The sequence below is a fragment of the Rahnella perminowiae genome, assembly GCF_019049695.1.
In the GTDB taxonomy this organism is placed as follows: Bacteria; Pseudomonadota; Gammaproteobacteria; order Enterobacterales; family Enterobacteriaceae; genus Rahnella; species Rahnella perminowiae.
This window is the reverse complement of sequence record NZ_JAFMOT010000187.1, coordinates 372,802-386,685: the sequence shown is the minus strand read 5'-3', so window position 1 is coordinate 386,685 and position 13,884 is coordinate 372,802. Positions and strand designations below refer to the sequence as shown.

13 protein-coding genes are annotated in these 13,884 nt (G+C 51.7%); 9 read left to right on the top strand and 4 right to left on the bottom strand.

The genetic code is table 11. The features are described from left to right. The first annotated feature begins 357 nt into the window (after nucleotides 1–357). Together zwf and J1781_RS23335 are read left to right on the top strand one after the other, a co-directional pair. On the top strand, nucleotides 358–1,833 hold the full coding sequence (gene zwf / locus J1781_RS23340) for a glucose-6-phosphate dehydrogenase (protein ID WP_129951105.1): 1,476 nt from the start codon (nucleotides 358–360) through the stop codon (nucleotides 1,831–1,833). 258 nt (nucleotides 1,834–2,091) lie between these two features. Then, entirely contained in the window at nucleotides 2,092–2,733 is a 642-nt protein-coding gene (locus J1781_RS23335; protein ID WP_129990812.1) for a bifunctional 4-hydroxy-2-oxoglutarate aldolase/2-dehydro-3-deoxy-phosphogluconate aldolase, read from the top strand. A 64-nt stretch (nucleotides 2,734–2,797) separates the two neighbouring features. Here the strand turns inward: J1781_RS23335 and J1781_RS23330 are convergent, their stop codons facing one another. Next, nucleotides 2,798–3,142 (bottom strand): RidA family protein, encoded by a 345-nt coding sequence (locus J1781_RS23330; protein ID WP_129951107.1) that lies wholly within the window; start codon nucleotides 3,140–3,142, stop codon nucleotides 2,798–2,800. A 143-nt stretch (nucleotides 3,143–3,285) separates the two neighbouring features. Between J1781_RS23330 and J1781_RS23325 the strand changes: the two genes are divergently transcribed. The 5 genes from J1781_RS23325 to rnd all read left to right on the top strand — a co-directional run bounded on the left by J1781_RS23325 (nucleotide 3,286) and on the right by rnd (nucleotide 10,030). Next, a complete protein-coding gene (locus J1781_RS23325; protein ID WP_129951108.1) occupies nucleotides 3,286–5,199 on the top strand; it encodes a DNA repair helicase YoaA in 1,914 nt (637 codons plus the stop codon). Nucleotides 5,200–5,396: 197 nt separating this feature from the next. Then, the gene (gene tsaB, locus J1781_RS23320) at nucleotides 5,397–6,098 is read left to right on the top strand and encodes a tRNA (adenosine(37)-N6)-threonylcarbamoyltransferase complex dimerization subunit type 1 TsaB (RefSeq protein WP_217219328.1); all 702 of its coding nucleotides are present in this window, start codon (nucleotides 5,397–5,399) and stop codon (nucleotides 6,096–6,098) included. Nucleotides 6,099–6,160: 62 nt separating this feature from the next. Next, nucleotides 6,161–6,793 carry a Slp family lipoprotein gene (locus tag J1781_RS23315; RefSeq protein WP_129951110.1) on the top strand — a complete coding sequence of 211 codons (633 nt, stop codon included), beginning with the start codon at nucleotides 6,161–6,163 and terminating at the stop codon, nucleotides 6,791–6,793. A gap of 320 nt (nucleotides 6,794–7,113) precedes the next feature. Continuing rightward, entirely contained in the window at nucleotides 7,114–8,811 is a 1,698-nt protein-coding gene (gene fadD, locus J1781_RS23310; RefSeq protein WP_129951111.1) for a long-chain-fatty-acid--CoA ligase FadD, read from the top strand. A gap of 97 nt (nucleotides 8,812–8,908) precedes the next feature. Next, nucleotides 8,909–10,030 carry a ribonuclease D gene (rnd, locus tag J1781_RS23305; RefSeq protein WP_129990811.1) on the top strand — a complete coding sequence of 374 codons (1,122 nt, stop codon included), beginning with the start codon at nucleotides 8,909–8,911 and terminating at the stop codon, nucleotides 10,028–10,030. 335 nt (nucleotides 10,031–10,365) lie between these two features. Here rnd and minE read toward each other — a convergent pair whose 3' ends face one another. From minE to minC, 3 genes are read right to left on the bottom strand one after another with little or no spacing between them, the layout of a single operon-like run. Continuing rightward, entirely contained in the window at nucleotides 10,366–10,635 is a 270-nt protein-coding gene (gene minE, locus J1781_RS23300) for a cell division topological specificity factor MinE (protein WP_112290033.1), read from the bottom strand. Nucleotides 10,636–10,638: 3 nt separating this feature from the next. Continuing rightward, nucleotides 10,639–11,451 carry a septum site-determining protein MinD gene (gene minD / locus J1781_RS23295; protein WP_013575324.1) on the bottom strand — a complete coding sequence of 271 codons (813 nt, stop codon included), beginning with the start codon at nucleotides 11,449–11,451 and terminating at the stop codon, nucleotides 10,639–10,641. Between the two features lie 24 nt (nucleotides 11,452–11,475). Continuing rightward, nucleotides 11,476–12,165 carry a septum site-determining protein MinC gene (minC, locus tag J1781_RS23290; RefSeq protein ID WP_129951113.1) on the bottom strand — a complete coding sequence of 230 codons (690 nt, stop codon included), beginning with the start codon at nucleotides 12,163–12,165 and terminating at the stop codon, nucleotides 11,476–11,478. Nucleotides 12,166–12,301: 136 nt separating this feature from the next. Between minC and J1781_RS23285 the strand changes: the two genes are divergently transcribed. Beyond that, the gene (locus tag J1781_RS23285) at nucleotides 12,302–12,574 is read left to right on the top strand and encodes a YcgL domain-containing protein (protein WP_129951114.1); all 273 of its coding nucleotides are present in this window, start codon (nucleotides 12,302–12,304) and stop codon (nucleotides 12,572–12,574) included. A gap of 122 nt (nucleotides 12,575–12,696) precedes the next feature. Then, complete coding sequence (locus J1781_RS23280; RefSeq protein WP_217234264.1) at nucleotides 12,697–13,860, top strand: lytic murein transglycosylase; 1,164 nt, start codon at nucleotides 12,697–12,699, stop codon at nucleotides 13,858–13,860. Nucleotides 13,861–13,884: the final 24 nt, after the last annotated feature.

The following is a 13,884-nucleotide window of genomic DNA, read 5'->3' as shown; positions in this document are numbered from 1 at the left end:
GTGATTTGATGAAAATATACTACGCGCTTAATGCCGTTGGCAGCGTCAGTCAGACGAAAAAACCGCTTTTTTTGTCAGAGTTTGACCGAGATCTAACTTTCAGTATGGTAAATTCTGTTCAGTTTTGTCATAAAATTACAGAATGTTGTGGGTTTTGACAGCAGCTGAGATACTTATGATAAAAACAAGGTTTTACGCAGAGTTATCCCCTTGTCAGATCATGGTTTACGGCTCACAGGCAATCAGAGTACATTGTTGCTGAAATAAAATTACAATATGTACCCGAGATAATTCGAGTTGCAGCTCACGCACAGCAACCAGAAATATGTTAGGTATTCCTGCATTGAGGAGAAGAACATGGCGGTAACTCAGACAGCCCAGGCGTGTGATCTGGTAATTTTCGGTGCAAAGGGCGATCTTGCGCGCCGTAAGCTGTTGCCTTCCCTGTATCAGTTAGAGAAAGCAGGTCACATTCACCCCGACACCCGCATCATCGGTGTGGGACGTGCGGAATGGGACAAAGCGGCCTATACCGAAGTGGTTAAAGAAGCACTGACCACCTTCATGAAAGAAAAAATTGATCCGGAACTGTGGGATAAACTCAGTGCCCGTCTTGATTTCTGTAACCTTGATGTCAACGATGTTAAGCATTTCAAAGTGTTGGGCAAAATGCTCGACCAGCAAAACCGCGCTACCATTAACTACTTTGCGATTGCGCCAAGTCACTTTGGTGCGATTTGCCGCGGTCTGGGTGAAGCAGGACTGAACAAAGAGCCTGCGCGGGTCGTGATGGAAAAACCACTGGGACACTCTCTGGAGTCTTCTCAGGTCATCAACGATCAGGTGGCTGAATACTTTGCTGAGTCCCAGGTTTACCGTATTGACCACTATCTGGGTAAAGAAACGGTACTGAACCTTCTGGCACTGCGTTTTGCCAACAATCTGTTTGCCAGCAACTGGGATAACCGCACGATCGATCATGTGCAGATCACGGTCGCTGAAGAGGTCGGTATCGAAGGCCGCTGGGGTTACTTCGATGACGCGGGTCAGATGCGCGACATGATCCAGAACCACCTGTTGCAAATTCTGACCATGATCGCTATGTCGCCTCCGGCTGATCTGAGTACCGACCGTATTCGTGATGAAAAAGTCAAGGTGCTGCGTTCCCTGCGCCGTATCGACCAGTCAAACGTGCGTGAAAACACGGTGCGCGGACAATACACTGCAGGCTTTGTGCAGGGCAAAAAAGTTCCCGGTTATCTGGAAGAAGAAGGGGCGAAAAAAACCAGCAGCACCGAAACCTTCGTGTCTATTCGTGTGGATATCGACAACTGGCAATGGGCAGGAGTGCCGTTCTATCTGCGTACCGGTAAACGTCTGCCGAGCAAGTGTTCCGAGGTCGTGGTGTATTTCAAAAATCCTGCGCTGAACCTGTTCCGTGATTCTTACCAGCAACTGCCGCAGAACAAACTGACCATTCGTCTGCAACCGGACGAAGGTATTGAGATCGAAGTACTGAACAAAGTGCCAGGTCTTGAACACAAGCATCGTCTGCAAACGACAAAGCTGGATCTGAGCTTTACTGAAACCTTTAATGAACAGCATATTGCCGATGCTTACGAGCGTCTGCTGCTGGAAACCATGCGCGGGATCCAGGCGTTGTTTGTGCGTCGTGATGAAGTGGAAGAGGCCTGGAAGTGGGTTGACTCCATCATGAACGCATGGGCGGCAGAGAGCGAAGCACCAAAACCGTATCAGTCCGGGACCTGGGGACCCGTCGCTTCTGTGGCGATGATCACCCGCGACGGGCGTTCCTGGAACGAATTCGAGTAACGGATAATGTAGGGAGTCTTGACTCCCCCAAATAAATGAAGTCGCCGCAAGGCGGCAAGTAAGTGAGACCCGGTGAGCTGACATGCGTCCTTGATTCGGGTTAACACGCACAGCCGCTGCGGCTTCAGATATGACGGGGAGAGAAGTATCGTCCAATCGGGTGTGGTCGGTTACTGGCGGAGAAAGTCTCTGCCGGTCCCTGTGGCAGGGGCGCGCCATCAATCACAACGGTGCCTGCGGGCATAAATGGAGAAAAAGATGAAAAACTGGAAAACAAGCGCGGAACAAATTCTGACCTCAGGGCCGGTTGTTCCTGTGATTGTTATCAACAAACTGGAGCATGCCGTTCCGCTGGCCAAAGCACTGGTCGCTGGCGGCGTACGTGTGCTGGAAGTAACGTTGCGTACCCCATGCGCAATGGATGCGATCCGCGCCATTGCCAAAGAAGTACCGGACGCTATCATTGGCGCCGGGACTGTGCTCAATCCTGAGCAACTGGCTGAAGTGACCGAAGCGGGTGCCCAGTTTGCGATTAGCCCTGGCCTGACTGATGCTCTGCTGAAAGCAGCCAATGCCGGTTCTATTCCTTTAATTCCGGGGATCTGCACCGTATCCGAACTGATGATGGGGCTGGATGCCGGTCTGCGTGAATTTAAATTCTTCCCGGCTGAAGCCAATGGCGGCGTGAAAGCGTTGCAGGCGATTGCCGGTCCGTTCCCGCAGGTGCGTTTCTGCCCGACCGGCGGGATTTCACCGAAGAACTATCGTGATTACCTGGCGCTGAAAAGTGTGTTGTGTATCGGTGGTTCATGGCTGGTGCCAGCTGATGCGCTGGAAAGTGGTGATTACGCACGTATCACTGAACTGGCAAAAGAAGCGGTTGCTGGTGCTACGATCTAAAACTGCGACGTACGAAGAATGAAAACCTCCTGCGGGAGGTTTTTTTATATCTGCTGATCAGCAATTAGCGTGCGGCAATGATTTTAATTTCAATTTTATACTTCGGGTTCATCAGGTTGGCCTGCACCGTACAGCGCACCGGTGCATTGCCCGGCGATACCCATGCGTCCCAGGCTTCATTCATTGCCGGGAAATCATCTTTATTGACCAGAAACAAGGTGGCATCAAGAATTTTACTCTTGTCTGAGCCTGCTTCCGCCAGCGCGGCGTCAATGATCGCCAGCGTTTCCGCTGTCTGATCTTTTGCATCCGCGTCCAGATTTTCCGGTACCGCCGTGTAGTAAATGGTGTTGTTATGGATAACGATGTCGGACATCCGTGGCTCAGGGCGGATACGCTCGATGGTCATGTTTATAGCTCCCGTTAGTGACTTTTTTATGATGCCGCTAAGGGTATCACAAAGCATGAATACGTTGGATTGACAGATGGCGGTGGTAGTCGGGCCGGGGGATTGGCATAATCACTGCTGATCCGTACAGGCAGAGAGACGCAGTGACAGACGATTTCGCAACAGACGGCGCACTGGCGCAGAAAATTGAAGGTTTTAAACCCCGTGAACCTCAGCGCCTGATGGCGCAGGCTGTCAGCAAAGCCATCAGCGGTAAACAAGGGCTGGTGGTGGAAGCCGGAACCGGGACCGGTAAAACCTATGCGTATCTGGCACCCGCATTGCGTTCCGGCAAAAAAGTCATTATTTCCACCGGTTCGAAAAACTTACAAGATCAGCTGTATTCCCGCGATTTGCCCAAAGTTGCCAGTGCGCTGAACTTCAAAGGCCGTCTGGCCCTGCTGAAAGGGCGCTCAAACTATTTGTGCCTGGAACGGCTGGAGCAGCAATCGCTTTCCGGCGGCGATCTGGCCAGCCAGGCACTCAGTGAACTGGCGCATCTGCGTCACTGGTCAAGCAGTACGGAAGAGGGTGATATCAGCACCTGCACCGTGGTGCCGGAAGACAGCTTTGTCTGGCCGTTGGTAACCAGTACTAACGATAACTGTCTGGGTAGTGACTGCCCGCTTTACAAAGAATGTTTTGTGGTGAAAGCCCGCCGTAAGGCGATGGACGCCGATGTGGTGGTGGTAAACCATCATCTGTTTATGGCGGACATGGTGGTGAAAGAGAGCGGCTTTGGCGAGCTGATCCCCGAAGCTGACGTGATGATTTTCGACGAAGCCCATCAGATCCCAGATATTGCCAGCCAGTATTTTGGTCAGCAAGTCACCAGCCGCCAACTGCTTGATATGGCGAAAGACATCACTATTGCTTACCGGACTGAGGTCCGTGACTCTGTGCAATTGCAGAAAAGCGCTGACCGGTTAAGCCAGAGCACGATGGATTTCCGTCTGGCGCTCGGTGAGCCCGGATTTCGCGGCAATCTTCGTGATGTCCTTAGCCAGCCGGCCATTCAGCGCGCCTTACTGTTGCTTGATGACGCGCTGGAACTTTGTTATGACGTGGTCAAACTCTCTCTCGGCCGTTCTGCGCTGCTGGATGCCGCTTTCGAGCGCGCCACGCTTTACCGCAACCGTCTCAAGCGCCTGAAAGATGTGTCGATCCCCGGTTACAGCTACTGGTACGAATGCAATTCACGTCATTTCGTCCTGGCGCTGACGCCGTTGTCGGTGACTGACAAGTTCAGCGAAATGATGAAAGAAAAACCGGGGGCATGGATTTTCACCTCTGCAACTTTGTCGGTGAACGACCAGTTGCATCATTTTACGGAACGGCTGGGTCTGGATGAGGCAGAAACGTTGTTGCTGCCGAGCCCGTTTGATTACGCCAGACAGGCTCTGTTATGTGTTCCGCGCTTTTTGCCCGAATCGAATGTGCAGGGCGGTGCAAAACAGCTGGCACGTATGCTGCGCCCGCTTATCGAAGCCAACAAAGGCCGCTGTTTCTTCCTGTGCACGTCTCATAAAATGATGCGCGAGCTGGCAGAAGAATTCAGGGCCAGCCTGACGCTGCCGGTTTTATTGCAGGGTGAAACCAGTAAAGGTCAGCTGCTGGCGCAATTTGTCGAAGCCGGTAATGCGTTACTGGTTGCCACCAGCAGTTTCTGGGAAGGCGTGGACGTGCGCGGGGACACGCTGTCATGCGTGATTATCGACAAATTGCCGTTCACGTCCCCTGACGATCCGTTGCTCAAAGCCCGTATTGAAGATTGCCGTCTGCGCGGCGGAGATCCGTTTAATGACGTACAACTCCCGGATGCTGTTATCACCCTTAAGCAGGGCGTCGGACGTTTGATCCGTGATACGGATGACCGTGGTGTGATGGTGATTTGTGATAACCGGTTGGTTATGCGCCCTTATGGCGAAGTTTTCCTCAACAGTTTGCCGCCCACACCACGTACCCGTGATCTCACACACGCGATTCGCTTTTTACAGAACGCCGAAGAGCAGAATTAGCCCTTTGTTTATGCTAAGATGCCGCCCCGAAAAAGGCTCTTATACCCGTCACATTTCACGTTGCAGATGCGTTGACTGCGCTCGCTCACCCCAGTCACTTAGTTATCTAAGTTCCCGGGGATTCACGAGCTTGTGGTCTCCCTGCAACTCGAAGTATTTAGGGTATAACTTATTAATCTCCCCGCCTGAGGTCTGGCATGTCCACGCGAATTTTAGCAATTGATACGGCGACAGAAGCCTGTTCGGTTGCGCTTTACAATCAGGGCGAAACGCTCGCTCATTTCGAACTCTGCGCCCGCGAACATACGCAGCGTATTTTGCCGCTGGTGCAGCAAATTCTCGCCGAAGCGGGACTTTCCCTGAAACAACTCGACGCACTGGCTTTCGGCCGAGGCCCGGGCAGTTTCACCGGCGTGCGCATCGGTATTGGTATTGCCCAAGGCTTATCGCTTGGCGCGGAACTGCCTTTGTTACCTGTCTCAACATTGCAAACGATGGCGCAGGGTGCTTATCGCCAGACCGGCGCTGATCGTGTGCTTGCCGCCATTGATGCACGTATGGGCGAAGTGTACTGGGGGGAATTTACCCGTGATGTACAAGGTGTCTGGCACGGCGAGAATACCGAAAAGGTCATCAAACCTGAACAGCTTCTGGCGCGTGCAGGTGAGTTAACCGGGCGTTTTGCCACAGTAGGCACCGGCTGGGAAGCTTACCCAGATTTACTGGGTGAATCGCCGGTGGTGGAATTATTTGATGGCAAAATGTTACTGCCACAGGCGGAAGACATGCTGCCGATGGCGCTCCGGCTCTGGGAAAACGGTGTTCGCGTTAATCCGCAAGACGCTGAACCGACTTACCTGCGTAATGAAGTTACGTGGAAAAAGCTGCCGGGCCGATAAACGATGGCAACTTGTGCATCAAAAGACGGTCAAAATGAAGAGTTTGCACAGGAGTCATCGTAATGCGTAAGTGGTCTGTTGTTCAGCAGTTATCAGGTATTGCGGGTAAGAAAATGGCGCTGAGTGCCGTGGCGCTCAGTGTGCTGGTATTATCCGGTTGTGTCACGGTACCCGATGAGATTCGGGGTACGACGGCTACGCCGCAAATGAATTTACAGGCCGTACAAGGTGCGCCTGGTTTGTATGTCGGCCAGGAGTCGCGTTTTGGCGGAAAAGTAATCTCTGTGACCAACCTGCAAAACAGGACGCGTCTGGAAATCGCCACCGTTCCGCTGGATGACGGTGCTCGTCCGATTTTAGGGGCGGCATCGCGCGGGCGTATCATGGCCTACATTAACGGCTTTGTGGATCCGGTGGATTACCGTAATCAACTGGTGACCGTCGTCGGGCCTATTACCGGTGTGGAAAAAGGCACCATCGGCCAGACGTCTTATGATTTCGTCACCGTTAATGTCAACAGCTACAAACGCTGGCGGATACAGCAACAAGTCGTTATGCCTCCGCAACCTATCGGTCCGTGGGGCTATGGTTTTGGTGGACCTTATGATTCCTGGGGGCGAGGGTTTGGTCCCGGCTGGGGGCCAGGCTGGTATAACGCCGCACCGGCACGGGTCGAAAACGTCGTCACCGAGTAGACCGCCTCCGCCGCACGGCGCACCGCCTGCTCGTGGCGCACCACGCCCGGCGGCAGTAAAACCGGCAGCGGCACATGGGGTTGTGCCGCTGCCAAAGAAATGACATGAAGAAAAGATCGTTGTTAAGGCGGCTTAATTGCCGCCTTTTTATTTTTTGCCATGGACGGTTTGGCAAAGTCAGGGCGCAGAAAAAGTGACCCGCCTCTCAACCTCGACATTGTTTGAAACGCAACTGGTAAGCTGAGTTAAAATATTGTTAAAGACGTGATAAAACTCGTCGAATAGAGACGGCAACAGAACATGATTTCAGGAGTGATACCTTGGAAAAGGTTTGGCTAAAACGATATCCGGCAGATGTTCCTGAGAACATCGATCCAGACCGCTACAGTTCGCTGGTCGAGATGTTTGAAAATGCCACACTGCGTTACGCAGACAACGCGGCATTTATCAACATGGGCGAGGTGATGACTTACCGCAAGCTCGAAGAGCGCAGCCGTGCTTTCGCCGCCTATTTACAAAATGAACTGGGACTCAGAAAGGGCGATCGCGTTGCCCTGATGATGCCTAATTTGCTGCAATATCCGATTGCCCTGTTTGGTGTATTGCGCGCCGGTATGGTGGTGGTCAACGTCAATCCGCTGTATACGCCGCGCGAACTTGAGCATCAGCTTAACGACAGCGGTGCCAGTGCCATTGTGATTGTTTCCAACTTCGCCCATACCCTGGAAAAAGTGGTGTACAAAACCCAGATTAAGCATGTGATCCTCACCCGGATGGGCGATCAGCTTTCTGCGGCGAAGGGTACCCTGGTTAACTTTGTGGTGAAATATATCAAACGGCTGGTGCCGAAATACCACTTGCCGAACGCGATTTCCTTCCGCACCGCCTTACAGCGCGGGCGTCGTCTGCAATACATCAAACCTGAAATCATTAATGATGATCTGGCGTTCCTGCAATATACCGGTGGAACCACAGGGGTGGCGAAAGGGGCGATGCTGACTCACCGTAACATGCAGGCGAATCTGGAGCAGGCGAAAGCAGCCTATGCGCCATTGTTACAGCCGGGGCATGAGCTGGTAGTGACCGCGCTCCCGCTGTACCACATTTTCGCCCTGACAGTGAATTGCCTGCTGTTTCTTGAACTGGGGGGTAAGAGCCTGCTTATCACCAACCCGCGCGATGTCGCGGGGATGGTCAAAGAGCTCGGTAAATATCCGTTCACCGCCATCAGCGGTGTAAATACGTTGTTCAACGCGTTGCTCAATAATGAAGATTTCCGTGAGCTTGATTTCTCCTCGCTGCGTCTTTCGGTCGGCGGCGGAATGTCGGTTCAGAAATCAGTGGCTGAGAAGTGGGAAAAGCTGACCGGTAAACATCTGCTGGAAGGTTACGGGCTGACAGAATGTTCACCCCTGGTGGCGGGCAATCCGTATGATCTGAAACATTACAGTGGCAGTATCGGCCTGCCGGTCCCGTCCACGGAAGTCCGTCTTGTGGATGATAACGGACAGGATGTTGCACCGGGCCAGCCTGGAGAGCTGTGGGTCAAAGGTCCACAGGTTATGCTGGGTTACTGGCAACGCCCTGCCGCCACCGACGAGGTGCTAAAAGATGGCTGGTTATCGACGGGCGATATCGTTACAGTGGATGAGCAGGGCTTCTTACGGATTGTCGATCGTAAAAAAGACATGATTCTGGTTTCCGGTTTCAATGTTTACCCTAACGAAATTGAAGAGGTGGTTTCACAACATGACAAGGTACTCGAAGTTGCCGCCATTGGTGTGCCGGATGAGTCGTCGGGTGAAATCGTCAAAATTTGCGTGGTGAAGAAAGACGCCTCACTGACCAGCGAAGAGCTACTCGCACATTGCCGCCGGTTATTAACCGGTTACAAAGTACCGAAGATTGTTGAGTTCCGCGATGAGTTGCCGAAGTCAAATGTCGGTAAAATCCTCAGAAGGGAACTTCGTGACGAGCAGGTGAAACCTAAAGCCCGTCCGAAGCAGGATGCGGCATAGCAGATTGCCTGTTCAGTCAGAAAGAGTCAGATTCATAACGCCGGCGCTGTCCGGCGTTGTCACGTTATAACGCAGTAATGATTAAGAGAATGACGTTTTGAATTATCAGTTGATCACCACCAATGACGCGCTTGAGCAAGTTTGTCTTCAGGCAAAAGCGCACAGTAAAATTGCGCTGGATACCGAATTTGTCCGCACCCGCACTTACTACCCGCAACTGGGGCTCATCCAGCTATTTGATGGCGAACGTCTGACGCTGATTGACCCTTTGCCGATCACCGCCTGGCAACCTTTCATCGATTTGCTGGTTAACCCTGATGTTATCAAATTCCTTCACGCAGGCAGTGAAGACCTTGAAGTGTTTCTGAATGCCTTCGGGGTGATGCCTTCGCCGCTGATTGACACGCAGATCCTCGCCGCCTTCAGCGGGCGTCCATTATCCTGTGGTTTTGCGCGTCTGGTGGCGGAAACCACCGGCGTCGAGCTGGATAAAAGTGAATCGCGCACCGACTGGATCGCCCGTCCGCTGAGCGAAAAACAGTGCGTCTATGCCGCTGCAGATGTGTGGTATTTGCTGCCGCTGGCCGATCAACTGATGCGCGAAACCCGGGAAGCAGGGTGGATGGACGCTGCACTGGATGAATGCCTTGCCCTGTGCCGGCGTCGTAAAGAGGTGCTGCAACCGGAACTGGCTTATCTGGAAATCAGTAACGCTTTTCAGTTGCGTCCGCGTCAGCTGGGTTGCCTGAAATTGTTAGCCGCGTGGCGCCTTAACCAGGCCCGCCAGCGTGATCTGGCCGTTAATTTTGTCGTACGTGAGGAAAACCTCTGGCAGGTGGCGCGCTATCAGCCAACGTCGCTGGGGGAGCTGGAAGCGCTGGGTCTGAGTGGTCCGGAAATTCGCTATCACGGACGTACGTTGCTGGCGCTGGTGGAAGAATCTCATGCACTGGAGGAAACTGAACTCCCCGCACCGGTTCTGAACCTGATTGACCAGCCGGGTTACCGCAAAGTGTTTAAGGATATTAAAGCACTCATTCAGACTGTCAGTGAGGAAAGCAAACTGAGCGTGGAAATGCTGGCTTCACGTCGCCAGATTAATCAGTTACTGACCTATCACTGGAAGTTAAAAGATAAAGAATCACAGCCGGAATTAATCAGTGGCTGGCGGGGGAAGTTGTTAGCCGAAAGACTGAAAGAAATTTTGAGTAATTACTGATCCTTCTTTTATGAAAGAAAGTGGGTAAGCGTTAAAAAAGAGCGGGCATATGTCCCGCTCTTTTAATTTTATATTATCCCGATAACGCTTAAGCATAAAAAATGCGTATTAGGCAGTGTAGAGAGAGTAAATTCCAGCCTGAATAAGATGAGTCTTAATCAAATTTATCAATAATAAAAACAAACAGAGGGGAAATGAGCTTCTTACATGGATATATATACAGTGATTATTTGCGGCGCAGAGACAATAACAGAAGGGATCGAGATAAAGGGCAGTAGCCCCCTGCGGTAACAGGGGGCGCTATACTGAAAAAAACACCTGCAAACAAGCTGCTGTCATTTAGGCGCTTCTTCTGATTCAGGCAGGGTGACGTTAAGTTCCAGTACGGAAATATCGTCACCTTTTTGCTCGAACTGAACCTGCAGCATTTCGGGGTCAATCTTAATGTACTTACAGATGACCGCCAGAATGTCTCGTTTCAGTTCAGGCAGATATGATGGTTCACTATCCCCTCGACGCCGTTCGGCTACGATGATCTGTAGCCGTTCCTTGGCTATATTGGCTGTCGATTTTTTGCGGGACAGAAAGAAATCTAACAATGCCATGGTTTATCCCCCAAAAAGGCGTTTCAGGAAACTCTTCTTCTCTTCCTCAATGAAACGGAATGCGCGTTCTTCCCCAAGCAGACGGCTGACAGTATCGTCATACGCTTTCCCTGCATCAGATTCCTGATCCAGAATGACCGGCTCGCCCTGGTTGGACGCACGCAGTACAGACTGATCTTCCGGAATAACGCCGATCAGAGGAATACGCAAGATTTCCAGCACATCTTCCATGCTCAGCATGTCGCCACGGCTGACACGGCCCGGGTTGTAACGGGTAAGAAGCAGATGTTCTTTGATAGGCTCTAAGCCTTGTTCCGCACGACGGGATTTTGAAGACAAAATGCCCAGAATGCGGTCGGAGTCACGAACGGACGAGACTTCAGGGTTAGTAGTAATCACGGCTTCATCGGCGAAATACAACGCCATCAGTGCGCCGGTTTCGATGCCCGCCGGAGAATCACACACGACGAAGTCAAATTCCATTTCGGCTAAATCGTTGAGGATTTTCTCTACGCCTTCGCGGGTCAGTGCGTCTTTGTCGCGGGTTTGCGAAGCCGGAAGAATGAACAGGTTTTCGGTGCGTTTATCTTTGATAAGCGCCTGATTCAGCGTGGCATCACCCTGGATCACGTTAACGAAATCATAAACCACCCGGCGCTCACAGCCCATAATCAGGTCGAGATTACGCAGACCGATATCAAAATCGATAACAACAGTCTTTTTGCCTTTTTGAGCTAAACCGGTAGCAATGGCCGCGCTTGAAGTGGTCTTGCCAACGCCCCCTTTACCCGATGTAACAACTATGATGCGTGCCATGAATGGATTCCTTGTCAAAAGGGCTTAGTTTAAAGGTTGTATGGTTAACACATTATTTAACAGGCTAAGGCGTGCAGCCTGACCGAGATAATCGGCCGGGATTTGATCACTCAGCCAGTATTGCCCTGCGATAGAGACGAGTTCAGCGCCTAGCTGCGTGCAAAAGATCTGACAATTTGCATCGCCTGCGGCGCCAGCCAGCGCTCTGCCTCTCATCATGCCGTAGATATGGATATTGCCATCGGCAATCAGCTCCGCACCTGCGCTGACACTGTTGGTTATGATGAGGTCGCTGTTACGGGCATAAATTTGTTGGCCGGATCTGACCGGGGTACTGACAATGCGGGTTTTAGCCGGGGCATTGTCGGGCACAACAGGAGCCGGTGGTTCTGAGGCGATACGCTGTGCACGGCCTTCACTCAGCAGCGGTAAGCCGGTGCGGGAAAGTGCGCGTTTTTGCGCTTCATCTTTGCAACCACTGATGCCAACAATGCGAAAGCCTGCAGAAGCGACAGCCTGTTGAATGTCTTTCCAGTTTGCTTCACCGTTCAGCGAGGCAACGTTGATAACAACAGGGGCATTTTTCAAAAAAGCAGGCGCTTGCTCCACTTTTTCCTGTAATGCCTGATAAATAACCTCAGGTTGTGAACTATGTAAATGAACAACCGATAAGGTAAAACTGCTGCCTTTTAGTTCTATTGGCGATTGTGACATCTATCCTGACTCAGTCTCAGCAACTCTAAATCCCCGGAATACCACTCGGGGGGCGATATTCCGATGTACGATAAGCATGTTATAGTTACAGTTATATCTAGGCAAGCCACCGTTTCAATAAAATAGAGTTAAAAAAATGCTTTGTGTGATCTATAGAAGTACTAAACGCGACCAGACTTATCTGTATGTCGAAAAAAAAGACGATTTTTCCCGTGTACCTGAAGAATTACTGAAAGGTTTTGGCGTGCCACAATTTTCAATGATGTTAAACCTGGCGAACCGTGAAAAACTGGCCACGGCGGATATTGCTAACGTGCGTCAGTCGCTGGAAGAACAGGGTTATTATCTGCAAGTTCCGCCGCCGGCAGAAAGTTTATTGAATATTCATCTTAACGACGCCAGTAAATAACGTATTCCTGACATTTGTTACGGCAATCCTCGAACTTTCGGACGGCATGACTTGCATTCAGGGTTGTCGTGCTCAAAGCTTAGAGTGATGAATCACTTGCAGAAGTCAAAAGGAAGAAATTGATGAAATTGTCGGCACTGGCGGTGTTAACACCGCTGATCATCCTCAGCGGTTGTGCAGCACAGAAAGCTACATCAGAGCAAACTCCCTCACCGTCCACTACGGCTAACCCGCCAATTGCCGCCGCACCGGCAGCGCCTTCAGGCAAAACATCCCTGGCTGAACAGGGGCGGGATCCTGCTGAATTTCCGGCTTATGTCGAACAACTCAAAGCACAAGCCCGCACACAAGGGATCAGCCAGCAGACAATAGACAGCACCTTCGCCAACATTCATTTTGTTGACCGCGTGATCAATTCAGATCGCAATCAGCTCGAAAAGAAAATTACCCTCGACGATTATCTGACCCGCGTTCTGCCTGAGTGGAAAATTAAGCAGGGACAGGAGCAGTTTCAGCGTAATTTGCCTGCGCTGACCCGCGCCAGCGACCGCTATGGCGTTCAGCCGCAGTACATTGTGGCGTTATGGGCTATGGAAAGCAGCTTCGGGAAAATACAGGGTAAAGAAGATGTCTTCTCCGCGCTGGCCACCCTGGCTTTCGAAGGGCGTCGTGAAGCGTTCTTCACGAAAGAATTTATGTCTGCGCTTAAAATTGTCGATTCAGGACACGCCACCAGCGATATGATGAAAGGTTCCTGGGCAGGTGCGATGGGACAGTCGCAGTTTATGCCAAGTTCTTATCTGACCTACGGTGCTGACGGTAACGGCGATGGCAAAATAGACATCTGGAAAAACACCGATGATGTTTTTGCCTCTACAGCCAATTATTTAGCAAAAGAAGGTTGGAAGGGCGATCAGGGCTGGGGTCAGGAAGTGAAATTACCGGCTAACTTTGATGGCGCTCTGGCGGGGCTGAAAAACAACCAGATGCATCCTGCCAGTTACTGGCAGCAGCGCGGCGTAACGCAGGTTGACGGCAGCCCGCTGTCCTCGACAGCCACCCGTGCATGGATTATCACACCGGATGATACGCAGGGGCGCGCATTCCTGGTTTACGATAACTTCCGCACGATCATGCGCTGGAACCGTTCAACCTATTTCGCCCTGAGTATCGGCATGATGGCCGATGCCATTACGGGCGCTCAGGTGCCGGTGATTTCCGGCGATTCCGCTCCGGCACCTGCTGCACCGTTAGCGCCGGCACCGCATAACCCGTTCAGCGGCTGAAATTCCTAACCTCAAGGAGGGGCT